This window comes from Streptomyces sp. 184 (genome assembly GCF_045781775.1).
Classification (GTDB): domain Bacteria; phylum Actinomycetota; class Actinomycetes; order Streptomycetales; family Streptomycetaceae; genus Streptomyces.
On record NZ_CP123230.1, the window covers coordinates 6,902,344 to 6,927,418 of the forward strand.

Annotated in this window: 17 protein-coding genes; 6 read left to right on the forward strand and 11 right to left on the reverse strand. The window is 74.6% G+C overall.

Going from position 1 to position 25,075, the window contains the following annotated elements; all coding sequences use genetic code 11:
• The first annotated feature begins 4 nt into the window (after positions 1 to 4).
• Both QBL21_RS29275 and QBL21_RS29280 read left to right on the forward strand, forming a co-directional pair.
• Complete coding sequence (locus QBL21_RS29275; RefSeq protein ID WP_407565236.1) at positions 5 to 1,000, forward strand: FkbM family methyltransferase; 996 nt, start codon at positions 5 to 7, stop codon at positions 998 to 1,000.
• A gap of 125 nt (positions 1,001 to 1,125) precedes the next feature.
• On the forward strand, positions 1,126 to 3,048 hold the full coding sequence (locus tag QBL21_RS29280) for an oligosaccharide flippase family protein (RefSeq protein ID WP_407565237.1): 1,923 nt from the start codon (positions 1,126 to 1,128) through the stop codon (positions 3,046 to 3,048).
• Positions 3,049 to 3,174: 126 nt separating this feature from the next.
• Here QBL21_RS29280 and QBL21_RS29285 read toward each other — a convergent pair whose 3' ends face one another.
• From QBL21_RS29285 to QBL21_RS29315, 7 genes are all read right to left on the reverse strand, one after another.
• On the reverse strand, positions 3,175 to 4,386 hold the full coding sequence (locus tag QBL21_RS29285) for a glycosyltransferase (RefSeq protein WP_407565238.1): 1,212 nt from the start codon (positions 4,384 to 4,386) through the stop codon (positions 3,175 to 3,177).
• Entirely contained in the window at positions 4,383 to 6,083 is a 1,701-nt protein-coding gene (locus QBL21_RS29290; protein ID WP_407565239.1) for a hypothetical protein, read from the reverse strand. Before QBL21_RS29290 ends, QBL21_RS29285 begins: the two co-directional genes overlap by 4 nt.
• Positions 6,080 to 7,204, reverse strand: a complete 1,125-nt coding sequence (locus QBL21_RS29295; protein ID WP_407565240.1) for a hypothetical protein — start codon at positions 7,202 to 7,204, stop codon at positions 6,080 to 6,082. The genes QBL21_RS29290 and QBL21_RS29295 overlap by 4 nt, the downstream gene beginning before the upstream one ends.
• A 44-nt stretch (positions 7,205 to 7,248) precedes the next feature.
• Positions 7,249 to 8,802 carry a stealth conserved region 3 domain-containing protein gene (locus QBL21_RS29300; protein WP_407565241.1) on the reverse strand — a complete coding sequence of 518 codons (1,554 nt, stop codon included), beginning with the start codon at positions 8,800 to 8,802 and terminating at the stop codon, positions 7,249 to 7,251.
• A gap of 130 nt (positions 8,803 to 8,932) precedes the next feature.
• Positions 8,933 to 13,924 (reverse strand): NAD-glutamate dehydrogenase, encoded by a 4,992-nt coding sequence (locus QBL21_RS29305; RefSeq protein ID WP_407565242.1) that lies wholly within the window; start codon positions 13,922 to 13,924, stop codon positions 8,933 to 8,935.
• Positions 13,925 to 14,517: 593 nt separating this feature from the next.
• Positions 14,518 to 15,171: an HAD family hydrolase gene (locus tag QBL21_RS29310; protein ID WP_407565243.1), complete on the reverse strand. Its 654-nt coding sequence runs from the start codon at positions 15,169 to 15,171 to the stop codon at positions 14,518 to 14,520.
• Between the two features lie 46 nt (positions 15,172 to 15,217).
• Positions 15,218 to 15,730 (reverse strand): DUF6912 family protein, encoded by a 513-nt coding sequence (locus QBL21_RS29315; protein ID WP_407565244.1) that lies wholly within the window; start codon positions 15,728 to 15,730, stop codon positions 15,218 to 15,220.
• Positions 15,731 to 15,975: 245 nt separating this feature from the next.
• On the opposite strand from QBL21_RS29315, the gene QBL21_RS29320 reads away from it, so the two are divergent.
• A complete protein-coding gene (locus tag QBL21_RS29320) occupies positions 15,976 to 16,710 on the forward strand; it encodes an Rv3235 family protein (protein WP_407565245.1) in 735 nt (244 codons plus the stop codon).
• A gap of 104 nt (positions 16,711 to 16,814) precedes the next feature.
• Here QBL21_RS29320 and secA read toward each other — a convergent pair whose 3' ends face one another.
• Positions 16,815 to 19,631, reverse strand: coding sequence for a preprotein translocase subunit SecA (gene secA / locus QBL21_RS29325; RefSeq protein ID WP_407565246.1), 2,817 nt, complete (start codon positions 19,629 to 19,631; stop codon positions 16,815 to 16,817).
• A 306-nt stretch (positions 19,632 to 19,937) separates the two neighbouring features.
• Between secA and QBL21_RS29330 the strand changes: the two genes are divergently transcribed.
• The 3 genes from QBL21_RS29330 to QBL21_RS29340 all read left to right on the forward strand — a co-directional run bounded on the left by QBL21_RS29330 (position 19,938) and on the right by QBL21_RS29340 (position 22,483).
• A complete protein-coding gene (locus QBL21_RS29330; protein ID WP_407565247.1) occupies positions 19,938 to 20,528 on the forward strand; it encodes a GNAT family N-acetyltransferase in 591 nt (196 codons plus the stop codon).
• Between the two features lie 72 nt (positions 20,529 to 20,600).
• The gene (locus QBL21_RS29335) at positions 20,601 to 21,203 is read left to right on the forward strand and encodes a GNAT family N-acetyltransferase (RefSeq protein ID WP_407565248.1); all 603 of its coding nucleotides are present in this window, start codon (positions 20,601 to 20,603) and stop codon (positions 21,201 to 21,203) included.
• An 80-nt stretch (positions 21,204 to 21,283) separates the two neighbouring features.
• Entirely contained in the window at positions 21,284 to 22,483 is a 1,200-nt protein-coding gene (locus QBL21_RS29340; protein ID WP_407565249.1) for a winged helix-turn-helix domain-containing protein, read from the forward strand.
• Positions 22,484 to 22,545: 62 nt separating this feature from the next.
• On the opposite strand, the gene QBL21_RS29345 is transcribed toward QBL21_RS29340, so the two are convergent.
• The 3 genes from QBL21_RS29345 to QBL21_RS29355 all read right to left on the reverse strand — a co-directional run bounded on the left by QBL21_RS29345 (position 22,546) and on the right by QBL21_RS29355 (position 25,073).
• Positions 22,546 to 23,265: a response regulator gene (locus QBL21_RS29345; protein WP_407565250.1), complete on the reverse strand. Its 720-nt coding sequence runs from the start codon at positions 23,263 to 23,265 to the stop codon at positions 22,546 to 22,548.
• Between the two features lie 93 nt (positions 23,266 to 23,358).
• A complete protein-coding gene (hpf, locus tag QBL21_RS29350; protein ID WP_407565251.1) occupies positions 23,359 to 24,078 on the reverse strand; it encodes a ribosome hibernation-promoting factor, HPF/YfiA family in 720 nt (239 codons plus the stop codon).
• 329 nt (positions 24,079 to 24,407) lie between these two features.
• On the reverse strand, positions 24,408 to 25,073 hold the full coding sequence (locus tag QBL21_RS29355) for a ComF family protein (RefSeq protein ID WP_407566604.1): 666 nt from the start codon (positions 25,071 to 25,073) through the stop codon (positions 24,408 to 24,410).
• Positions 25,074 to 25,075: the final 2 nt, after the last annotated feature.

Genomic DNA, 25,075 nt, shown 5'->3' on the forward strand with positions numbered 1-25,075 from the left:
GGCCATGCCCCTGGCCGTCCGCACGCCGGTGAACCCGGCCGCCCTGCCCGACACCGGCGCGTACCCCCGCGCGATCAACGTGCTCAGCCGGAAGGAGACCGCGGTCCAGCGCCAACTGCGCCGCGCGGGCCTCGCCGGCTACGAGCCGCTGACGCAGGCGACGCTGCTGACGCTCGCGCAGTACGCGCCGCCGCACGCGGCGGTCTACGACATCGGGGCGCACATCGGGCTGTACGCGGCCCTCGTGGACCTCGTGCACGGCGCCAAACGACTCCAGACCGTCGCCTTCGAGCCGACCCCGCACACGGCGGAGCTGTGCCGCAGCCTGCGCGACGGCAACGGACTGGGCTTCGACGTACGGCAGATGGCGCTCTCCGACCACAGCCGCACGGCGGAGCTGTACCTGTCGCTGAAGGCCGAAAGCTCCAACTCCCTCAACCCCGGGCACCGCGCGCACACCGAGTCGGTGCGGGTGCCGGTCGGCACGGTGGACGACTTCGCGGAGCGGCACGGGCACGCGCCGTTCCTGATCAAGATCGACGTGGAGACGCACGAGCCCGAGGTCCTCGCGGGCGCGGGCCGGGTGCTGCGCGAGCACCGGCCGTGGATCGTGTGCGAGGTACTGCCCGGCACGGACGCCGACGCGATGGCGGCGGCGCTGGGGAAGCTGACGGCCCTGGGGTACGGGCTGCACCTCATCCACCCGGAGTCGCCGTGGCGCACGCACGACGCGCGGAGCTACCGGCCGCACGTGCAGGGGCAGTGCCGCGACTGGCTGTTCGCGCCGGAGCCGCTGACGGACGACTTCTACGCCACGCAGCGCGGGTGGCTGCGGGCGGTGCTGGAGTGCGGCAAGGAGGAGAACGTCCTGGTGCCGCCGGGCGAGCCGTTCCCCCGCGGCTGGAACGCCCCGCACCCGCTGCCGGGCCGCGCGCCGGGACCGCGGCGGGGGCCGGAGGGACGGCTGCCGCGGATGTGGCGACAGGCGGTGGGGCGGTGACCGGGGGCGCCGCCCCGGGCGGGGCGGGGTGGGCGGGACGGGTGGCGCCGGTCTGGGGCGCGGTGGTGCGCGCGGGGCGGAACGTACGCGGTCGGGGTACGCGGCTGCGGAGGGAGCGGGGCGGGGTGCCGGCGGGGGCCGAGGCCGGGTCCGGCGCGCGGCGGGGGACGGACGGCGCGGAACACCGCGGATCCACAGCCGGGCGCACCGCGTACGGGGTCGAGCCCGGCGCCTCCGGCGCGGGGCGCCGCGGCGCGGCCGGTGACGCGAGGGCTGCGGAGGCGCGTGGCACGTACGCGCACGGCGCGTCCGGCGGCTGGTGGTTCGGAGGCGCCGCGTTCGGGCTGGCCCTCCAGCTCGGCTGCGTCGCCTACGCCGCCCGCCACGTCTCCCCCGCCGCCCTCGGCGCGTACGCCGTGGCCCTCACCGCCGTCCACCTCCTCGCCCACCTCGCCGGCACCGGCATCGCCGCCTCCCTGCGCCGCGCCGAGCCGCTGACCCGGCACACCGCCCACGCCGCACTCCGGCTCGCCGGGATCACCGGGTTCGTCGGCTTCGCCGTCGCCCAACTCACCGCGCCGCTGCCCGCGCTGCTCCTCCACGCCCCCGACACGACCTCCCTCCTCCGCCTCCTGGCCTGCGCCTTCCTCTGCCACCCCGCGGCCGACGCCGCCGTCACCGCACTCCACCGCGCCGGCCGCACCCGCGCCGCCGTGCTGGCGGACACCGGCGGCCAGGCGGGCGGCGCCGGGACCGGCATCCTGCTGCTCGCCGCCGGCGCCGGCCCCCTCGGGCTGGCCGCGATGCTGCCGGTCGCCGCCGCGCTGACGCTCGGCGCCGCGGCGCTGCTCCTGTCCCGTACGCCGCTGCCGGACGGCCCTCCGGTTCCGGCCGTGGCGCTGCTCCGCATCTCGTGGTTCGCGGCCGGTTTCGGGCTGCTGCGGCTGCTCGCCGCGGGGGCGCCGCTGTGGGCGGCCTGCCGCCTGCTGGGTCCGGGCGCGGCGGGGGTGTACTCGCGGGCGGCGGTGCTGTGCGAGGTGCCGGTGGTGGTGTACGGCAGGGTGGCGGGCGGGGGCGGAAAGCTCGGTACGTACCCGGGGCTCGGCCGGGATCTGCGCCTGGACGCGGGCCAGGGCCGCGGCTCCGCACGGGACATGGTCCACAGCCGGGAGCCGGGCGTCGGCCGTGAGGCCGGCCGCGGTCCGGAGACGAGCCGCGTCCGGGAGCCGCGCCGCGGTCCGGAAACCAGCCGCGGCCCGGAGCCGGGCCCCGTTACGGCGACCGGCCGCCGGCCGGAGCCGATGGGCCGCCTCGCACCGGGCCACCGCCCGTGGCCCGGTCATGCGACCGGCCGCGTCCGCCGCGTGGACGGGCCCGCCGCCCGGCTCGCCCTCACCGGCGCTTCCGCCGCCGCCTTCGCCGGGTTCGGCGCCGCCGCCGGTGCCGGACCCGCCGCGCTCGCGGTGCTCCTCGGGCCCGGCTGGGAGTCGGCGACCGCGCTCGTGCCGTGGCTCTGCGCCGCGGCGGCGCTGCAACTCGTCTACTCCGCCGGCTGCTCCCTCGACCTCGCCCGCGGCCGGCGCCGCGAACTCCTCGGCACGCACCTGGTCGTGCTCCTCACCACCGCCGCCGCGCTCGCCCTCGTCCTCCCGTGGCGCGGCTCCGGCCACGCCCTGCCGCTGCTCGCCTGCGCCGCGGCGGCGGGCCCGGCCGCGGGGCACGCGTTGCAGTTGGCCCGGTGGGGGCGCTGCGGTCTGGTACGGGTACGGGAGGTGCTGCGGGCGCACGCGGTGCACTGCGGCATCGGTGCGGCGGCCGGGGCGCTGGCGGCGACGGCCGGTTCGACGGCGGCGGAGCCGGGCCCCGCGCTGCTCTACGGGCTGCTCGCGCTCGCGCCCGTCGCCGTGGTGTGCGCGGCGCTGCACGAGCGGCTGCCGCTCTCCGCGGCGCTGACCGACCACCGCCCGCCCCGTCCGCCGGCGCCGCGCCCGCGGACCTCCGCACGGCCCCCGGCACCCCGCCGGGCACCGCGCGCCCCGGTCCCGTAGCAGCGCGGCGGGCATGCGCCACCCAGGCCGCGCGCCCCGGTGCGTACCCGGACATGCGGGCCCTGGTGCGCCTCGCGAACCCCCGGGCGCCACGCGCGCGTTCGGCCACCGGGCGATACGTGCCCCTCAGCCCCGGTCGTACGACCCGGCCTCCGCCCGCTCCGCGCGGGCCGCCACCAACTCCGCGCACAGCTCCTCCCACGCCCGCGTCACCCCCTCCGCCGCGAACCGCTCCGTCCCCGCGCGGGCGCGGGAGCCCAGCCGGTGCAGCAGCTCCGCGTCCTCCGCCATCAGCAGGCCCAACGCGCCCGCCAGCGCGGTCACGTCGTCGGGCGGCACCAGCAGTCCGTCCACCCCGTGCCGTACGACCTCCGCCGGGCCGCCGGGCACGTCGTACGCCACCGCGGGCACCCCCGCCGCGTACGCCTCCAGCAGCGCCCGCGGACACGCTTCGCCGCTCGCCGAGGGCAGCACCGCGAAGCTCGCCTTCGCCCACTCCTGCGCCATGTACGGGCTCGGGCCCAGCAGTTCCACCCGCTCGTACAGCCCCAGCTCGGCCACCTGCCGGCGCAGCCACGGCAGCTCCGGACCGTCCCCGAACACCCGCAGCCGCCACAGGGGTCCATCCGGCGGCGTGCCCGCCGACGCGGACGCCGACGCGAACGCCGTGATCGCGTGGTCCACCTGCTTGTGCGGCGTCAGCGGCCCCGCCACCACCGCCGTCCGCGTCGTACGCGACGAGCGTGGCCGGAAGCCGTCCGGCGCCGGGTACGGAATCGCCGCCAGCCGCGGCGCCCCCGCGCCCAGCGCCAGCGCCAGCCGCCGACGCGCACGCTCCGTCCGCACCACCACCGCGTCGCACTCGCCCACCCGCGCCGGCAGGCCGGACTGCCCGTGGCCGTGCTCCTCGTGGATCCGTACGACCGCCGCCGGCGCGTGGTCCGCGGCGACGGGCAGCAGCGCGGGCGAGGCGGTGACGAGGACGTCGGTGTCGAGGGTGCGCAGGGCGAGGGTGAGTTCGATGTCGGTGAGCGCGTCGAAGCCCGGTTCCTCGGCAGGGTCGACCAGCTCGCCGGGTGCGGCGGCGAGTTGCTGCCGGACGCGGTCGGTGAGGGCCGTGGGCCGTAGCGGTACGGGGACGGGGCCGGGGCCGGTGCGGTCGACGAGGTGGCGCAGCCGGACGCGGGGATCGGGGGCGGTGTGCGGCCGGTCACGGGTGCGGAAGACGCTGACGACCTCGACGTCGTGGCGCGCGGCGAGGTGGCCGGCCCGGGTGAGGACGGCGGGCGCGACGGCGCCCGGCTCGTCGGCGCGGATGAGCAGGAAGACGATCCTCACGCCCGTACGCCCTCCCGGCGCGCCCCCGCGCGCTCGTGGGGCGACGGCACCGGGAAGTACCCCTCCAGGAACGCCTGTACGCCCCGCGGAAGTTTGCCGTCGAGGCCGAGACAGAAGACGTCGGTGTCCCGGGCGGCGAACAGTCTGTCGAGCCGGCGCGGATCGTGACCGCCCGCGGCCTCGGCGGGGAGAGGGCCCGAGCAGCGCCGGGGGGACAGGGCCCGGCCGAGGAACACGTCGTCGGCGAGGGGCAGGACGTGCGCGGAGAGGCCGTCGAGCGGGTGGCGCGGGCCGACGACGGTGAGGCCGGGGCGGGCGGTGTCCAGCCAGGGCGGCGGGTCCTCGGCGACGACGTAGGTGTGGCGGATCCAGGGGGCGAACATCGCGAGGGAGCGCAGCGAGTAGCGCAGCGCCGGGCCGGTGCGGGTGTAGACGGCGTCGATGGGCGGGCGGGGGGCGGTGACGAACTCGCGCAGCGTGGGGAACGCGCGGTCCTGGACGTACAGCACGGCGGTCGGCGTCAGGGAGGGCAGGGTGCGGCCGAGGGCGGTGGGGGCGCGCGGGGTGGCGTACGCGCCGTCTCGCTGCGGGCGGTGCCAGAACTCGATGTCGCAGCCGTGGTCGGGGCCGTAGCGGAGGGTGCGACCGGAGGTGAGGTACGGGCGGTAGAGGCGCAGCGCGGGCGGCTCACCGGCGGCGGTGAGCAGTTCGGCGGGGACGGGGGCGGCAGGGACGGGGGCGGCGGGGACGGGGGCGTGGGGGGCGTCGGGGCCGTGGCCGGGTCCGGCGGGGGAGGGGGCCACGGGGAGGGGGGTGGCGTAGACGGCCTGGCCGGGGTACGCGCCGGCCAGCGCGCGGCAGGTGCGCGAGCGCAGGCCGGCGTCTACGGCAAGGCGGTACCGGGGGGCGTGTGCGGCGTCGCCGGGGTGGATGCCGGTGTACGTGCCGGTGCCGGTGTCCGCGGGGCCGCCGGGGGCCGTGGCCTCGGCGTTGCGCAGCAGGACGTACGGCACGTCCGCGGCCTCCAGCGCGTCGGCGGCGAGGCGGAGGCTGGCGGCGTAGGCGTCGGCGGCGAGGAGGTCGTCGCGTACCTCGGCCAACTGCCCGGCGGCGCGCACGAGTCGCGCGGCGCCGGCGCTCCCCCGGGCCCGTACCGCCTCCTCCCACCGCCGCCGCTCCTCCGCCGCCGGCGCGGGGCGCACCGGCCGGGGGCGGGGCGGGAGGGCGGGGGCGGTCGCGGCGCGGTGGAAGGCGGCGCGGTCGGCGCGGTCGCGCTGGCGGCGGGGTTCGTCGTCGCGCAGCGCGGCGAGTGCGGTCAGCAGGGCGTGCCAGCGGTCGGCGGCGTTCTCGTCGCCGGGGATGGCGGCGAGGCGCGGCGCCGCCGGGCCCAACTCCGCCTCGTACGACGCCCGGTCCGCCTCCGTCGGTACGACGAGCGCGTCCAGCTCCGGCGCGCGGGCCGGCGGCGGCCGGCCGGGGCGGGGCTCTCGGTGGACGGTGAGGATGCGGGCGGGGGCGAGGTCGCAGACGTCGCGTACGAGGGCGGGGGTGGCGGTGACGAGCACGTCGGCGTCGAGGGTGCGCAGGGCGGCGGGGTCCGGCGCGGCGACGGTCCGCACGTCGTGGTGCGCCGCGAGGACACGTACGACGCTGTCCTCCGCCGCGTCGGCGAAGGCCGCCAGGAACGTGATCCTCACCGGGCGCCTCCCACGACCTCGGTGACGACGACCAGCCGCCCGGCGGCGGTGTAGTGGGGGGCGATACGGACGACGTCGCCGGAGTCGGCGACGAGCAGACGGTTCGGCAGCCGGTGTACGCGCCCGGGGTCGGCGAGGTCGCCGAGCAGCCGCCCCACCGGCACCGCGCAACCGCCGGACCGTACCCGTACCTCCCAGGTCCGCTCCCCGCGCCACTCCGCCAGCCGCGCCAGCTCCCCGCTCCCCGCCACCGCCGCGAACCGCCCGCCCCCGCACTCCGCCACCCGCAGCCCGCACACCGCGCCGGGCTCGCCGCGCGCCACCAACTCGCACGCGAACTCCCCGCCGTGGGGCCGGACTCCGGCCCGGGGCGCGTCACCCGCCGCCGCGCCGGGGCCTGCGGCGGCGGCGCCGCCCGCCGGCTCTCCGGCAACCCCGGCCATCCCGTGCACCGCGGCCCCCGGCCCGCGGCCAGAACGCCGCCGCGCAGGCACCCCCACCGCCCACCGCCCCGGCGCCGACCCCGACGCCGGTCCCGGCGCCGCCAGGCCCACCACCCGCCCCCGGATCGCCAACTCCGTCCAGCCCACCTCCACCCGGTCCACCTCCGCGTGCGGCGCCAGCCGCTCCACGCCCAGCACCGCGGCGCCCCCGCCCCCGCCCCCGTCCTCCGACGCCGTGACCGTGACGCGCCACCCGCCCGGGTGCGGCGGATCGAGGCGGGTGGGACCCGCGGCGGCGCCCCCGGGCACCGCGCCGCCCGGCACCCTCAGCCCGTACGACCTCCGCCGCCGCCGACCGCCCACCGAGAACTCCACGCCCAACTCCCGCCGCTCCCCGGCCGCCACCGCGATCACCTCGAACCCGTGCCCCGCCCCCGCGGCCCGCCGCCGCGGCCCGGACCACCGGCGGCCCCCACCGCCTCCGCCGCCCCCGCGCTCCACCGGCTCGACCACGTACGTGCCGAACGCCCGCGCCCCGGCCACCTCCAGCCGCAGCGCCCGCTCCCCCACCCGCAGCCACGCCCCCGGCCGGCCCGCCCCGCCCGCCGGCAGCGGCACGCACACGTTCAGCGTGCGCCCGTCCAGAACCGTCAGGTGCTCGGCCTCCAGGCTCCCCACCGAGCTCCCCGCCGCACTCCCCGCCCCGCCCCCCGCCAACGCCGTCACCCCGGCAGCTCGTACGCGCTCGGCACCGGGAAGTACGCGTCCAGGAACGCCCCGAGCAGCCCGGGCGCCCCGGTGCCCCCGACCCGGATCACCGTCCGGTCCCGCGCCGCCAGCAGCCGCCGCAGCGCGGCGTCCGTACCGCTCGCCGCCAGGTCCACGTCCGCGTGGCGCAGGGTCGCCGCGGCGGCGCGGCCGGTGTGGGCGGCGTAGTGGTGGTGGAGCGACGACGGGATCGCCAGGTCGTCGCGGCCGGGGACGCGGTGGGCGGCGGTGGCGACGTGCCGGTCCCCGAACTCGCGCTCGATCTCGCACAGCACGCTGCGCCGCAGCGGGTGCGGGGCGTGCCGCAGCGGCACCTGCGCTGGCGAGACGAAGAACCGCGTGAGGCCGTTGGCGAGGAAGAAGTGCTCCGGGACGGTCTCGGTGCCGAGGAAGAGTCGGTCGCCGAAGTACAGGAAGTGCTCGGCGAGGCCGTCGATGTGGTGCAGTTGGCTCTCGACGGCGCGCGGGTTGAACGTCGGCAGCGCGGTCGGGTCGGCGAAGACCTCGCGGTGCGCGACGACGGTCAGCCCCGGGTGCGCGGTGTCCAGCCACGGCGGGGCGCCGGCGTCGGTGAGCAGGTGGACGTTGCGGATCCAGGGCGCGTACGTGGCGAGGGAGCGCAGCGCGTAGCGCAGTTCGGCGTCGGTCCAGGTGAAGACGGCGTCGACCGGGTACGTGACGTCGTCGGGCAGCGGGTGCGCGAACTCCTCGCGGGTACGCAGCGTGAGCCGGCCGCCGCAGCCCCACGAGCCGCGGTCGGTCGTCTTCACCGCGGTGGCGGCGGCCGGGACGCTGTCGGCGACGCGGCCGGGGCGGGGGGCGAGGAGCCGGTCGCCGGTGGCGTCGGCGTGCCAGAACTCGACCTCGCAGCCGGAGTCGGCGCCGATGACCAGCCGCCGGCCCGGCTCGGTGCGGAACCAGGTGAGGCGCAGCACGTCGGCCTTCTCCAACTGCTGCCAGACGCCCGGCTCGTAGCCGGGGACCAGCCGCGGGTACGCGCCGGCCGCACCGTCCGCCGCCGGGCCGGCAGCCCGGTGCCGGCCGGTGTGTGCGCCCGCCGCCACCACCGTCACGTACGCCGGCTGCACCCGGCACAGCCGTGCCAGCGCCCGGCACGCCCGGTGGCGCTGGGCCGCCGGCACGGCGACGACGGAGGGGCCGCACGCCCGGCCCCGTACCGCGAAGTACGGGACGCCCGCGGTCCGCAGCGCCCGGGTGACGGCGAGCACGCCGACGCGGCGGGCCTGCACCGGGGAGAGCCCGCGCTGGAGGTGGGCGACGCGCGGCCGGCCGTCGACGGTGACGACGAGGCAGCCGGGCGCCTCGGCGGCGGCCTGCTCGCGGCGGGCCCGGAGGGCGGCGCGGAACCGGTCGGCGTGGTGCGGGGCGGCGAGTGCGGCGAGGTGGCGGCGGACGGCGCGGGGCAGCGCGCGGCGGTACGCGGCGACGACGGTCGCCGTACCGGGGCCGGCGCGCGGCGGCTGCTCTTCCGTGGCTGTCTGCCCCATGCGGGACAAACTACGTCATTCGCCCGCCCCGGACTTCGAGCAACGCCCGGCGCCGGCCGCGTCGCCCGGCACCGCGCGCGTCATCCCCGCCGCACGCCGCGCCGCGCGCCCCTCGCCGTACCGTCCTCCCCTACCGGTTCGTCCGCAGCAGTGTCCGCATCGTCCGCATGGCCACCGACAGGTTCGCCAGGTCGAACGACTCCGAGCTCTGGATCTCCTCCAGCGTGGTGCGCGCCCGGCCCAGGATCGCCACGTTCTTCTCCTCCCAGGTCTTGAACCGCAGCTCCGGCGTGATCACCTCGCCGTCCGCGTCCGGCTCCGCCGACAGCACGGCGGCGGTGAGCAGCGCGTGCGCCGCGTACAGGTCCTCGCGGATCGCCGCGCGGGCCATGGACTGCCACCGGTCGGCCCGCGGCAGCTCCACGATGCGGTCCATCAGCTTGCTGATGTGCAGCCGGTCGCCGAGGTCGTAGTACACCTCCGCGACGTCCAGCGGCTCGTGCCCGGTGCGGTCGGCGACGGCGACGATGTCCAGCGTCGGGAACGCCGCCGAGAACGTGGCGACCCGCTGCGCCAGCTCCGCCGGGACGCCGTTGTCGGTCAGCTCGTTCTGGTTCCGCTCGTACCACTCCAGGTCCGCGCCGCGCAGCAGCTTCGGCAGCGCCGCCCAGACCCGTCCGATGCGCTCGCTGAAGAAGTCGATCGTCTCGCCCAGTTGCAGCGGCTGCGGCCGGTTGTTGAGCAGCCAGCGGGTGGCGCGCTCGACGAGCCGGCGCGAGTGCAGCCGGATGCGGGTCTGGATGTCGGCGGCGATGACGTTGTCGAGGGTGTCGACCTCGTCCCAGAAGTCGCCGAGGTGGAAGATCGCGCGGGCCGCGGTGTGCGCCCGTACGATCTCCTCGGTCGACGCGCCGGTCTCCTCCTTCAGCCGGTGCACGAACGTCGTGCCGCCGCTGTTGACGGTGTCGTTGACCAGCACCGTGGTGACGATCTCGCGGCGCAGCGCGTGCGCGCGGATCTGGTCGGGGAAGCGCTCGCGCAGCGGCTCCGGGAAGTACGCGAAGAGCATCCGCTCCAGGTACGGGTCGTCGGGCAGCTCCGTGGCGACCAGGTTCTCCGCGGTGGTGATCTTCGTGTAGCCGAGGAGCACCGCCAGCTCGGGCTGGGTGAGGCCGAGGCCCGCGGAGAGGCGTTCGCGCATCTGCTTCTCGCCGGGCAGGAACTCCAGATCCCGGTCGAGCGCGCCCTCCTTGCTCAGCTTGCGCATGTAGCGGTGGTGGGCCTGGAGCAGGCTGGGGGCCTGTGCGACGGCGTTGGCCAGGGCGGTGTTCTGCGCGTAGTTGTTGCGCAGCACCAGGCCGGCGACCTCGTCGGTCATCTCCCCCAGCAGCCGGTTGCGCTGCTTGACGGTCATGTCGCCGTCGTCGATGACCTGGTTGAGCAGGATCTTGATGTTCACCTCGTGGTCGGACGTGTCCACACCCGCGCTGTTGTCGATCGCGTCGGTGTTGATCTTGCCGCCCCGCCCGTCGGGACCACCGACGCGCGCGAACTCGATCCGGCCGAGCTGCGTCAGCCCCAGGTTGCCGCCCTCGCCGACGATCCGCGCCCGCACGTCGACGCCGTCCACCCGGATCGCGTCGTTGGCCCGGTCGCCGGCGTCGGCCTGCGCCTCCGCCGAGGACTTCACGTACGTACCGATGCCGCCGTTCCACAGCAGGTCGACCGGCGCCTGGAGGATCGCCTTCATCAGCTCCGCGGGCGTCATCTTCGCGGCGCCGTCGGGGATGCCGAGCGCCCGGCGCATCCGGGCGTTCACCGCGATCGCCTTGGCCTTGCGGGAGAACACCCCGCCGCCCTCGGAGAGCTTGGCGGTGTCGTAGTCCTCCCAGGAGGAGCGCGGCAGCTCGAAGAGCCGGCGGCGCTCGGCGTAGGAGACGGCCGGGTCCGGGTCGGGGTCGACGATGATGTGCCGGTGGTCGAACGCGGCGATGAGCCTGGTGTGCTCGCTGAGCAGCATCCCGTTGCCGAAGACGTCGCCCGACATGTCGCCGATGCCGACGGCGGTGAAGTCCTCCGTCTGGCAGTCCACGCCTAGCTCGCGGAAGTGCCGCTTGACCGACTCCCAGGCGCCGCGGGCGGTGATGCCCATGCCCTTGTGGTCGTATCCGGCGGAGCCGCCGGAGGCGAAGGCGTCGCCCAGCCAGAAGTCGTACGAGACGGCGACCTCGTTGGCGATGTCGGAGAAGGTCGCGGTGCCCTTGTCGGCGGCGACGACGAGGTACGTGTCGTCCTCGTCGTGCCGGACGACGTTCCTGGGGTGCACGACCTCGCCGCCGACGAGGTTGTCGGTAATGTCGAGCATGCCGTAGATGAACGTCTTGTAGCAGGCGATGCCCTCGGCCAGCCAGGCGTCGCGGTCCGCCGACGGGTCCGGCAGCCGCTTGCCGACGAAGCCGCCCTTGGCGCCGGCCGGGACGATGACGGTGTTCTTCACCTCCTGCGCCTTGACCAGGCCCAGGATCTCGGTGCGGAAGTCCTCGCGCCGGTCGGACCAGCGCAGCCCGCCGCGCGCGACCTTGCCGAAGCGCAGGTGCACGCCCTCGACGCGCGGTGAGTACACCCAGATCTCGTACTCCGGGCGCGGCTCGGGCAGTCCGGGGATGGCCTGCGGGTCGAGCTTCAGCGACAGGTACGAGTGCCGGGCGCCGTCCCGGTCGGTCTGGAAGTAGTTGGTGCGCAGCGTGGCCTGGATGGCGGTGAGGAACGAGCGCAGGATGCGGTCCTCGTCGAGGGAGGCCACCTGGTCCAGCGCGCCGTTCAGCTCCTCCAGGATGCCGTCGGTCAGCTCCCGCCCGGCGTGCTGCCGCTCGGGTGCCATGCGCGCCTCGAAGAGGCTCACGAGCAGCCGGGTGGTGTGCACGTTGGTACGGAGGGTGTCCTCCATGTACGCCGGGCTGAACTTCGAGCCGGCCTGGCGCAGGTAGCGGGCGTACGCGCGCAGCACCATCGCCTGCCGCCACGTCAGCCCGGCGACGGGCACGAGGGCGTTGAGCCCGTCGTCCTCCGCCTCGCCGTTCCACACCGCGGCGAACGTCTCCTGGAAGCGCTCGCGCGCGTCCTCGCCGACCTCCAGGCCGCCGCCGTTCTGCGACGGCGGGAACTGGAGCCCGAAGTCCGAGACCCAGGCGTCGGTGACGCCGGCGCGGCGCAGCACGTACGGCCGCTCCTCGGTGACCTCGACGCCGAGGTTGTGCAGCACGGGCAGCACCCGGGTGAGCGAGAACGGCGCACCGGCCCCGTACACCTTCAGCCGGCGCTCGTTGGGCGCGGCGCCCACCGGCTCGTACAGGCTGAGGGCGAACTCGTCGGTGCCGCCGCGGGAGCTGAGCTTCTCGAAGTGCTGGAGGTCGGAGACGGCGGTGCGCGGCGCGAAGTCCTCCTTGTAGCCCTCGGGGAAGGCGCCGGCGTAGCGGTGGGTCAGCTCGGCGGCGCGCTCCTCGCCGAACTCGGCGACCAGCGCCTCGGTGAAGCCGTCCGTCCAGGAGCGGGAGGCGTCGGCGAGGCGGCTCTCGATGCGGTGGACGTCGTTCTCGGTCAGCTCGCGCAGCCCGGTGCCGGGGTCGACGCGGACGACGAAGTGCAGCCGGGACAGGACCGACTCGGTGTTCCAGGCGGTGAAGTCGACGGAGGTGCCGCCCAGTTCCTCCTTGAGGATCTCGACGAGCCGCAGCCGCACGCTGGTGGTGTAGCGGTCGCGCGGCAGGTAGACGAGCGCCGAGTAGTAGCGCCCGTACTCCTCCTGGCGGAGGAAGAGCCGCAGCCGGCGGCGCTCCTGGAGATACAGGACGCTGATGACGATGGACTGGAGTTCCTCGACGGGGATCTGGAACAGCTCGTCGCGCGGGTACGTCTCCAGGATCTGGAGCAGGTCGCGGCCGTCGTGGCTGTTGGGCGTGAAGCCGGCGCGGCTGAGGACCTCGGCGACCTTGCGGCGGACGACCGGCACGCGGCGTACGGACTCGGTGTACGCGGCGGAGGAGAACAGGCCGAGGAAGCGCCGCTCGCCGACGACGTTGCCCTCGGCGTCGAACTTCTTGACGCCGACGTAGTCGAGGTAGGCCGGGCGGTGCACGGTGGCGCGGCTGTTGGCCTTGGTGAGGACCAGCATGCGGTGCTCGCGGGCTTTGGCGCGGACGTCGGCGGGCAGCCGGTGGAAGGACTCGGAGGCGGGCTGCGGCTTGCCGTCGTCCTTGTCGTACGCGGCGTGCGCGGGGTCGGCGCGCAGGATGCCGAGCCCGGTGCCGGGGACGGCGGTCAGCTCCTCGCCGTCGCTGTCGACCGTCAGGCGGTACTCGCGGTAGCCCAGGAAGGTGAAGTGGTCGGCGGCCAGCCAGCGCAGCAGCTCCCGGGCCTCCTCCACCTCCTGCGTGGGCATGTCGTCGGCCAGCGGCTCCTCGTCGAGGTCGTCGGCGATGCGCAGGGCGGAGTCGCGCATCTTCTGCCAGTCCTCGACCGCCTCGCGGGCGTCGGACAGCACCCGCATCAGGTCGGCGGTGATCTGCTTGAGGTCCTGCCGGTCGGACTCGCGGTCGGTCTCGACGTGGATCCACGACTCGATGACGGCGTCGTGCGGCAGGTCGTCCAGGCCGCGGGCGTACGGCGGCGAGGCGTTCGGGTCGCGCCCGGCGTCCAGCACCTCCAGCAGTTTGCCGGTGACGTCCCGGCGGACGACGATCTGCGGGTGGATCACCAGATGAATGCCGCGATCCTGACGAGACAGTTCATTGGTGACGGAGTCCACCAAAAACGGCATGTCGTCCATAACGACTTCCACGACGCTGTGGCTGGACGTCCAGCCGTTCTCCTCGACCGTGGGGGTGTGCACGCGCACGTTGGCGGTGCCCTGCGGACGGTTCTGGGCCAGGCGGTAGTGGGAGAGCGCCGCGCCGAAGATGTCGACCGGGTCGCGGCCGAGCAGGTCCTCGGGGGCGGTGTGCAGGTAGTAGCGCTGGAGGTACGCGTCGAGGGCCTCGGGGCCCAATCCCCCCTCGCCCGTCCCGTCCACCCGCGCGGCGCGCGCGAGCAGTTCGTTCTTGGCTTCATCCAGCTTGATCTGCATGGTCCTCAGGCTCCTGTCGCGCGCCGTTGCGTGACGGTTCTTGTGGGCCGGGAGTGCCCCCCGGCCCTGCTGACGAGCGGGCACGGCACCGCGGCCCGGATGCCTCCGGGCCTTGCGCGGCATCGTGCCGGAACGGGAAAGGCGCCGGTCCGCTTCTCGCCATCATCGGGCGGCGGCACCGGTTTCGCCGATCAGCCGCCCCCGGGGCGGGGTCCCCGGCGCCGACCGACGCCGGGAGGGGCGCGGCGGGGGCCACTCGGGCCCCACCTCCGTCGCCCCGGTGAGATATCGGGCTGATCACGCCCACCAGGCTATCCCCTTGGGCCCAGGCGGCGTCCACGACCGAATGTGTACAAACACAGCCCCAGATCTTTGCCGATCTGCACAGCTTTTCCGGCACGCGGAACGTCCTTCACCTGGACTAAAGCCTTCCGCATGACCCGGGCGAGGGCGGTGGTGCGCACGGTGGCGAACGTCACCCCCGGGGGCGTACGGACGTACGGGCCGGGGGTGCACCGCCGGTGCGGGACGGGCCGGCCGCCCGCCGCCACGCCGCCGGTTCCTCCGCCGCCGCGCCGCCGGTCCGCCCGCCGCTACGCGGCCAGTTCCTCCGCCGCCGCGACCGCCTCCGCGAGGCTGTCCACCACCGGAACGCCCGCCGCCTCCAGGCTCGACCGGCTGTGCGAACCGCCGGTGTAGAGCACGGCGCGCACGCCCGCGTGCAACGCCGCCGTGGCGTCGTCCACCGCGTCCCCGATGACGACCGTACGGGCCGGGTCTATGCCCTTCAGCGCGCCGAGATGGCGCACCATGTGCGTCGCCTTGCCGCCGTTGGACGGGCCGATGCGGCCGTCGATCCGGACGAAGTGGTCCGCGATGCCGTGCGCGCGCACCATCGGCAGCAGTTGCTCGTGCGGCGCGAGGGAACACAGCGACTGCGTCTGCCCCGCGTCGCGCCGCTGCGACAGCAGCTCCGCCGCGCCCTCGGCGAGGGCGGCGGCCTCGGCCCGCACCCAGTAGTGCCGGTGGAAAGCCTCGTCCATGACCTCCCACTCCTCGGGCGTCGGCAGCCGGCCCATCAGCCGCTCGTAGAACTTCGGCACCGGGACGCAGTACAGCTCGCGGTAGCGCTCCAGCGTGATCGGCGGCAGGCCCAGCTCGGTGAAGGAGGCGTTCGTCGCCTCGATCACCGCCTGGATGTCGTGAAAGAGGGTCCCGTTCCAGTCCCAGACGAGATGAGTACGCACAGCAGAACGGTAACCGGCCGGTGTGACACCGGGCCGGGATTTTTCGTCAGCCGACGAGGTTCTCGATCTCCTGTACGCCGTACCAGAGCAGTTCGTGGTCCTCCGCGCCGTCGACCGTGAACCGCGCGTCGTCGTCGCCGGCGTCCGCGGCACCGAGCGCGGCCACCGCCGCGGCGACGTCCGCCGCCGCGTCGTCCGCGTCCACGTGCACCGCCGCCGCCAGCTTCAGCGGCACGGCCGCCGCGACCCGCACCTCGCCGATCGCCGCCGGATCCATCCCGCGGTCGGGGTCGGCCGTCGCGGCGCCGTCGGGCAGCTCCACCGCGACCACCACCCGGCGCGGCGGGGCGCCGGGGGCGGGGGTGAGCGCCAGCAGCCGCAGCGACGCCTGGGCGGCCCGGGTGAGGGCCGCGTACTCCAGCTCTTCGAGGTTGTCGGAGACGTACCACTCGCGCAGCGCCGGCGTCACGGCGTAGGCCACCAGCGGCGCCGGGCCCAGCTCACCGGCCTCGTGCGCCAGTGCCAGGCCGGGCAGGGTCAGGGGGACGTACACGCGCATGGGCGAACTATACGGCCGCGGTCCCCCGTCCGAGTGGGTCGGCCGGGCTCGGGGAGACGGCACCGTGTGCGAGGCCCGCCGCGGGCGTGACGGGACCGGCGTGCGGGCACCGGGGCGGGCGGAGTCACCCTGATAGGTGAATCCGTTGGTGCGGCGGGGCCGGCCGGGGCGGGCGTTGCGGGGTGGCGAGAGGCGCCGGTAGACCTTCGGGCATCGCGAACCACACGCAGCACGGGGGTGACAGCGTGACGACCACGGACACCCGGCCGAACGCCGACCGACCGGCCCGGCGCCCGCGGCACGGGCCGGCGCGGCCACCGGAGCACGGGACACCGCCCGGGACGCCGTACGAGCCGGCCCACGACACCGCGGACGGCCCGGTGTACGCAGCACCGCCCGGGACACCGCTCGGGACACCGCAGGGGACACCGCACGGCACGCCGCACGAGCCGGCGCCCGGCGCGGCGTACGAACCGGCCGGTGAGACCCCGCACGGGCCGGCGAACGGCCCCGGCCGCGAACCGGCGCACAAGGAACCGCGGCGCACACCGGCGCACCCGCGCCGGCGCCTCCGCGGCCGTACCGCCCCGCCGGCCCGGCGCGACACCCGCCGCCCCGGGCACCTGCCCGCGCGCCGCCCGCCCGGGGAGCTGCGCCCGCACGAGTGGTTCGCCGAACGGCTGGTGCTCGCGCTCAGCGGACAGCGTCCGATGCACTGGCTGCTCGGCCACACCGCCGGCCGCGCGTACGACCAACTCGCCGCGTTCGCCGACGAACTGCCGCTCCGCGGCGGCCCCCGCCCGGAGCTGCGGGCGTGCGGCTACGGCCGCCCGGCGCCCGACGTCATCGAGGCGTTCGCCCGCGTCGCCGTGGGCGACCGGCTGCGGGCCCTGGCCTTCCGCCTGGAGCTGGGCCCCGACCGCCGCTGGCGCTGCGCCGCGGTCGAGATGGACCCGAGCCCTCAGCGCGACCCCGCATGAGTCCCCGACCCGCAGAGCGCCGGCGCCGGCGCCGGCGCCGCGTACGACGACGGCGGGGCCGGTCCCGCAGGACCGGCCCCGCCGCACGGCGACGTACTACGGCATCACTTCTTGCGCCGCTTGCCCTTCGAGCCGCCCTTCTGGGCCCGGCGGCGCTCCGCACGGGTGCGGCCGTCACCCGAGCCGCCGGCCGCGGCGGCCTTGGCGCCGTCGGTGGCCAGCTCGCCTTCCTCGACGCCGCCTTCGGCGGTGGGCGCGGAGAAGTGCAGGCGGTCGGGGCGCTGCGGCTGGTCGAGGCCCTTGGCGAGGATCGCCGGGGCCGGGGCCGCGTCCTGGGGAGCCGCGCCGTCGGCGGGCGCCGCGTCCTGCACCGGCACCTCCTCGACCTGCTGCTCGACCTGGACCTCCAGGTTGAACAGGTAGCCGACGGACTCCTCCTTGATGCCGTCCATCATGGCGTTGAACATGTCGAAGCCCTCGCGCTGGAACTCCACCAGCGGGTCCTTCTGCGCCATCGCGCGCAGTTGGATGCCCTCCTGGAGGTAGTCCATCTCGTAGAGGTGCTCACGCCACTTGCGGTCCAGCACCGACAGCACGACCCGGCGCTCCAGCTCCCGCATGATCTCCGAGCCGAGCTGCTCCTCGCGCTTGTCGTACTGCGCGTGGACGTCCTCCTTGACCATGTCCTCGATGAACTCGGGCGTGACGCCCGCGCGGTCGCCCGCGGCCTCCTCCAGCTCCTCGACCGTCACGGCGACGGGGTAGAGCTGCTTGAAGGCCCGCCACAGCCGCTCCAGGTCCCACTCCTCGGCGAAGCCCTCGACGGTCTCCGCCTGGATGTAGGCGTCGATGGTGTCGTCCATGAAGTGGCGCACCTGCTCGTGCAGGTCCTCGCCCTCCAGCACCCGCTTGCGCTCGCCGTAGATGACCTCGCGCTGGCGGTTCATGACCTCGTCGTACTTCAGGACGTTCTTGCGTGTCTCGAAGTTCTGCTGCTCGACCTGCGACTGGGCGGAGGCGATGGCGCGCGTGACCATCTTGTTCTCGATCGGCACGTCGTCGGGCACGTTGGCCATCGACATGACCCGCTCGACCAACTGCGCCTTGAACAGCCGCATCAGGTCGTCGCCGAGGGAGAGGTAGAAGCGGGACTCGCCCGGGTCGCCCTGGCGGCCGGAGCGACCGCGGAGCTGGTTGTCGATGCGCCGCGACTCGTGCCGCTCGGTGCCCAGCACGTACAGCCCGCCGAGGTCCTTGACCTCGTTGTACTCGGTCTTGACGGCCTCTTCCGCCTTCTCCAGCGCGGCCGGCAGGGCCGCGGCCCACTGCTCGGCGTGCTCGACGGGGTCCAGGCCCTGCTGGCGCAGGTCGGCCTCGGCGAGGTCGTCGGGGTTGCCGCCGAGCTTGATGTCGGTGCCGCGGCCGGCCATGTTCGTGGCGACGGTGATCGCACCGCGGCGGCCGGCCTGCGCGACGATCACGGCCTCGCGGTCGTGCTGCTTGGCGTTGAGCACCTCGTGCGGCACGCCGCGCTTGCTGAGCTGCTGCGAGAGGTACTCGGACTTCTCCACCGACGTCGTGCCGACCAGCACCGGCTGGCCCTTCTCGTACTTCTCCGAGATGTCGTCGACGACGGCGGAGAACTTCGCCTCCTCCGTGCGGTAGATCAGGTCGGCCTGGTCCATGCGCGCGAGCGGGCGGTTGGTCGGGATGGGCACCACGCCCAGCTTGTAGATCTGCTGGAACTCCGCGGCCTCGGTCATGGCCGTACCGGTCATGCCGCCGAGCTTGTCGTAGAGCCGGAAGAAGTTCTGGAGGGTGATCGTGGCGAGCGTCTGGTTCTCGTCCTTGATGTCGACGCCCTCTTTGGCCTCGATCGCCTGGTGCATGCCCTCGTTGTAGCGGCGGCCGGCGAGGATACGGCCCGTGTGCTCGTCGACGATCATGACTTCGCCGTTCATGACGACGTAGTCCTTGTCCTTCTTGAACAGCTCCTTGGCCTTGATGGCGTTGTTCAGATAGCCGACCAGCGGGGTGTTCACGGACTCGTAGAGGTTGTCGATGCCCAGGTAGTTCTCCACCTTGGCGACGCCCGCCTCGTGGATGGCGACGGTCCGCTTCTTCTCGTCCACGTCGTAGTCGCCGGTCTCCGCCTTGCCCAGGCGCGGGTCGCCCGCCTCGCCCTTCGACAGCCGGGTAACGAGCTTGGCGAAGTCCGCGTACCACTTGGTGGCCTGGTCGGCGGGGCCGGAGATGATCAGCGGGGTACGGGCCTCGTCGATGAGGATGGAGTCGACCTCGTCGACGATCGCGAAGTAGTGGCCGCGCTGCACCAGCTCGTCCTTCGACCACGCCATGTTGTCGCGCAGGTAGTCGAAGCCGAACTCGTTGTTCGTCCCGTAGGTGATGTCGCACTTGTACTGCTCGCGGCGCTGCGCCGGCGGCATGTTGGCGAGGATGCAGCCGACCGACAGGCCGAGGAAGCGGTGTACGCGCCCCATCCACTCGGAGTCGCGCTGGGCGAGGTAGTCGTTGACCGTGACGATGTGCACGCCCTTGCCGGAGATCGCGTTGAGATACGCGGGCAGGGTGCCGACCAGGGTCTTGCCCTCGCCGGTCTTCATCTCGGCCACATAGCCCTCGTGCAGCGCGGCGCCGCCCATGATCTGGACGTCGTAGTGCCGCTCGCCGAGGATGCGGTGGGCCGCCTCGCGCACGGTGGCGAACGCCTCGGGCATGATGTCGTCGAGGGACTCGCCGTCCTCGTAGCGCTGCTTGTACTCCTCGGTCAGTGCGCGCAGCTCGGCATCGGAGAGGTCGACGAAGTCCTCTTCGATGGAGTTGACCTGGTCCGCGATGCGGTTGAGCTTGCGCAGGATCTTCCCTTCACCTGCGCGCATGATCTTTCCGAAGACGGACACTTTGGGCTGGCTCCTTGCCGGTCGGGCCTGGCACGGTCGGGTGCGCTGGTGCGGCCCCTGTCCTCTGGGGCTCCTCTCGGGCCTCGCGGAGCCCACGGCCGCACCGGCCATCGTATGCGAGGACGCGGGCACCCCGGGAGGTCCAGCCCAGGGACGTTAGGTGCCGTCACCGTACGTGTCAACGCCGGAACCCCGCGGAAAGTGCCGCAAAGGGCGCGACGGGCCGCTGTGGCGGGGGTGCGCGGGCGGGGGCGGAGAGCCGGAAAAGCCGTGGCGGGGCGAGGGCGGCAGGCGGAGAATCCGTGGATGGATCCCGTCACCCTGGACACCGACCGGCTGCTGCTGCGCCCCATGGAAGCCGGCGACATCGACGCCGTCCTGGCCGCCTGCCAGGACCCCGACGTGCAGCGCTGGACGCGCGTACCGTCGCCGTACGAGCGTGCGCACGCCGAGGACTTCGTCCTCAAGGTCGGCCCGACGGGCTGGCGCGAGGACACCCTGTACAACTTCGGCGTCTTCACCCGCGACGGCGGCGCCCTGGTGGGCTCGATGGGTCTCGTCGGCTTCACGCCGTCGCGGCACGCGGAGCGCGTCGCGGAGCTGGGGTTCTGGACGGCGCCTGAGCAGCGGCGGCGCGGGTACACCGCGGAGGCGGTGGCCGCCGTGGTGCGGTGGGCGTTCACGGAGGTGGGCATCGACCGGGTCGAGTGGTTCGCCGAGGTGGGCAACGAGCCTTCGCGGGCGGTGGCCTTGCGGGCGGGGTTCACGATGGAGGGCACGCTGCGCTCCTGGTTCGTCAACCACGGCACGCGGCGCGACGCCTGGGTCGCGTCGCTGCTGCCCTCGGACGTGGGGCTGGAGTCGCGGATGCCGTACCTGCCCGGACCGTCGCGGTGAGTGTCCGAAAGCGCACGGGGTGTCCAACTGCACTGCTGGCGCGGCCCGCCCGCGGGGCGGAGAATCTTCCCCATGGACCCGATCACCCTGGTCACCGAGCGCCTGCTGCTCCGCCCCGCGGAGTCCGGTGACGTCGACGCCGTCCAGGCCGCCTGCCAGGACCCCGGCATCCAGCGCTGGCTGCCGGTCCCGTCGCCGTACGGGCGGGAGCACGCCGAGGAGTACGTCCTGAAGATCATCCCGGCGGGCTGGCGCGAGGACAGGCAGTACGACCTGGTCCTGACCGATCTGGAGAGCGGGGCGCTGGTGGGCTCGGCGGGCGTGGGCCGTACGGCCGGGCCCGAGGAGCGCGTTTGCTCGATCGGCTTCTGGACCGCCCCCAAGCACCGCGGGCAGGGGTACGCGGGCGAGGCGGTGGCGGCGCTGGCGCGGTGGGCGTTCACGGACCTGGGCGCGGACCGGCTGGAGTGGCTCGCGCAGGTGGGCAACGAGGGCTCGCGGTCGGTGGCGCGCAAGGCCGGCTTCACGATGGAGGGCGTGCTGCGCTCCCGGATCATCCACCGGGGGGTGCGGCACGACGCCTGGGTGGCGTCGCTGCTGCCCTCGGACGTGGGCCTGACCTCGCGGGTGCCGTACGGGACGCGCACCGCCCGGGGCGCGGGCACGGCGACCTGACGGCGGTCCGACGCCGTCCCGCGGCGGGCGGGGCGGGCTGCGCGCTGAAGATGTCAGAGGCAGGCTCTACGCTCGCCGGCATGACCACGAACGTGTCTCTTTCCGCCGACGACGCCCGCCGTATCGCCCTGCGCGCCCAGGGGCTGCTGGGCGCGCCCGACCGCCGCGCCGGGGCGCGCGGTGTGCTGCGGCGGCTGGGCGCGGTGCAGTTGGACACGATCTCGGTGCTCGCCCGCTCGCACGAACTCGTGCCGTACGCGCGCCTGGGCGCGATCGGCCGCGAGGCGGTGGAGGAGGCGTACTGGTCGGGGACGGCCGCCTTCGAGTACTGGTCGCATGCCGCCTGCATCCTGCCCATCGAGGAGTGGCCGCTGTTCGCCTTCCGCCGCAGGGAGCGCCGGGCGCGCGGCTACCGCTGGCACCGGTTGCAGGACCCGGCCGGATCCCGCGCCGCCGTCGTGGACCGGCTGCGCGCGGACGGCCCGCTGACCTCCACGGACCTGGGCGGGGCGAAGAACGGCGGCCCGTGGTGGGACTGGTCGGAGACGAAGATCGCGGTGGAGACGCTGCTGGACGCGGGCGAGGTGATCGTCACGGCCCGGCGCGGCTGGAGGCGGGTGTACGACCTCGCGGAGCGCGCCGTGCCCGACGCCCTGTTCCACGACGATCTGCCGGACGAGGAGTGCCTGCGCCGCCTCGTCGCCCAGGCGGGCCGGGCCCTCGGCGTGGCCACGCGCGCGGACCTGGCTGATTATCACCGTCTCAAGGGCGAGCAGGTCGCCGCCGTCGTGGGTGACACGGACCTGGTCGAGGTGGAGGTCGAGGGCTGGGGCAAGCCGGCGTGGGCCGACCCGGAGGCGCTGGCAGAGGCCCCGCGGGGCCGGCACCGGACGACGCTGCTCTCCCCCTTCGACTCCCTGGTCTGGGACCGCCCGCGCACCGAGCGGATCTTCGGACTCACGCACCGGCTGGAGGCGTACGTGCCGAAGCCCAAGCGGATACACGGGTATTTCGCCATGCCGGTGCTCGCCGGCGGCAAGCTCGTCGGCCGGGTCGATCCGGGGCGCGAGGGGAGCACGCTCGTCGCCCGCCAGGTGACGCTGGGTGCCGACCGGCCGAACGGCGTCCCGCCGGCGAAGGCCGTGGAGCCGACGGCGGCGGCGCTCGCGGAGGCGGCGAGCTGGGTCGGGGCGCGGACGGTGCGGGTGGAGCGGGTCAGCCCGCCGGAGCTGCACACACCCCTCGCCCGGGCGGCGGAGAAGGCCGTGGCCGCGGGCTGAACGACCGGGCGCCGCACCCCCGCCGCGGGGGCCTCGGGTACGCCCGCGGCGCCCGGGAGGCGTCAGCGGATTTCGAGGATCTTCTCGCGCATCGCGTAGACGACGGCCTCCATCCGGGAGTGGAGCTGAAGCTTCTCCAGGATGTTGCGCACGTGGTTCTTCACCGTGTTCTCGCTGATGAACAGCTCTTTGGCGATGTCGCGGTTGTTCATGCCGGTGGCCACGAGCTTGAGCACTTCCAGCTCCCGGTCGGTGAGCCGCGGCGCCGGCACGAGCCTCCGCTCGTCGGTGCGCTGGATCATCGACTTGAACTCGGTCAGCAGCTTCGACGCCATCGACGGGCTGATCTGCGACTGCCCGTCGGCCACGGCGCGGATCGCGGCGGAGACCTCGTCGGTGGAGATCTCCTTGAGCAGATAGCCGGTCGCGCCCGCCTTGATCGCGTCGTAGAGGTCGGCTTCCTCGTCGCTGATCGTCAGCATGATGATCTTCGCGCTGGGGGCGACTTCCTTGATGGCGGTGCACGCCTCGATGCCGCTGCGCCGCGGCATACGGATGTCCATCAGCACGATGTCCGGAAGGAGGTCGGCCGCCTTGTCCACGGCCTCGGCGCCGTCGCCCGCCTCGCCGACGACCTGGATGTCCTCCTCCTGCGCGAGGACGATCTCCAAGCCGCGGCGGAAAAGCTCATGGTCGTCCACGACGAGGACTCGGATCGGCTCCTCCCGGGGACCGACCGTCGCCTTCGGCTCACCAGCTCCGCTCAGCTCGAACTCCGCCACGCTCGCCCCCAGGCACCGACTCCGCCGTGCGCGCACATGATTTCACGACCGGGCGGCGGGGGGACGCCCCCGCCGCCCGCCTACCGTCGCCTTTCAGCCGCCCAGGGCGCCCCCGGCACCGTCGGGCAGCGACTCCTCGATCGGATACGGGTCGAGGTGGATCACGCCATAGTCATATGCGTGCCTGCGATAGACAACGCTGGGCAGTTTCTTGTCGGAGTCGACGAAGAGATAGAAGTCGTGCCCGACGAGTTCCATCTCGTACAGCGCCTGGTCCAGCGTCATCGGCGGGGCGGCGTGGGTTTTCTCCCGCATCACCAGCGGGCCGTCGCCCTCCACCTCCAGCGGGCCCCGGCGAAGAGGCCGAGAGCCGTTCTGCCGCGGCTCGTTGACCTCCGCCCGCTCCATGGACGGGGTCGTCAGCTCCCCGTCGTCGGTGAGCTGCGCCGCGTGCGCGACGACCTCGCCCACCTCCGCGGCGGTGCGGCGGTCCTTGCCCGGCCGCCTGGTCTTGCGCTTGTCGTGCTGCTTGCGCAGCCTTGCCTCCAGCTTGGCCGTCGCCAGGTCAAGGGCTGCGTACGGGTCTGCCGCGGCGGCTTCGGCGCGCACCACGGGCCCCCGGGAGTGAACAGTGATCTCCACCCGGTCGCAGCGGTCGGCCAGCCGCGGGTTGTGCTCCTTGGACACCTCGACGTCCAGGCTGATCACCTTGCCGTCGAACTTCTGGATCTTGTCCAGCTTCAGCTTCTCGGCCACGTGCCGACGAAACCGCTCGGGAACCTCGGTCTTGCGGCCCTTGACGACGATGTCCACGCAGAACTCCGTTCTGGAGCGGCTCCGCGTACCGCTGAGCTGACGGGCGAAGCCGGTCCCTTGGTGCGCTCGGGCCCCGGTGGGTGCCGGAGCCTCGGGGTTCTCTGCCGCCGGACCCTCCCCGCGGAAGGACCGGCCTTCACCTCCTCCTCCCCCACCGACAAGATCGACACCCCATCGGATCCGGCGGATTCGGCCCTTCCGCCGGTCCTAAAGCCTCCTCACAATCGAACATAGCTCGCCTGAGATGCCGCGGCACCCCCTGGGGCGACTGTGGTCCGATCAGGTGCTTATACCTCCTTTCTACCTGCGGAAACGTAAGATTGCAGTCAAGGGTGCGCAGGCGCGCGACCAGCTTCGAACGCGTCGCGCGGCGCTGCCACCACGGCCGCCGCGAGCGGGCCATGGCCGCATGCCGCGCGCACGGCCCGCGCCGCCTCCGCCAGCGACGCACCGGTGGTCAGCACGTCATCGACGAGCACGACCCGGCACCCCGGCGCACGCAACCGCAGCGCACCGCCCCGGACCACCTCCAGCGCCCCCGAGACGTTCCGCCGGCGCGCCACGGCGCTCAGGCCCGCCTGGTCCGCCACCGCCCGCCGCTGCCGCAGCACGGGCAGCAGCTCCGCCCGTATCCCGCCCCGGCGCAGCCGCTCCGCGGCCACGAGCGCGATACGCCGCACCGGATCGTGCCCCCGCCGCACCACGGCACCCCGTGCCGACGGCACAGGCACGAGGAACACCCGCTCGCCACCGGTCCCGCACACCCGCACCCCACCGCGCAGCGCCGCTCGCCCCGCCCGCCCCGCCGCCGGAGCCCGGGGATGGCTGGCCCGTACGCCCGCCGCCAGGGCCGTGCCCAGCGGGCGGGCCAGACGCAGCGCACCCCGTTCCTTGTGCGCCAGCAGCACCGCCCGCGCCGCGCCCGCGTACGCCACCGCCGCATGCACCGCGGGCAGCCCCGCCGGCCGCGGCCGGGGCACCACGCGCCGCACCG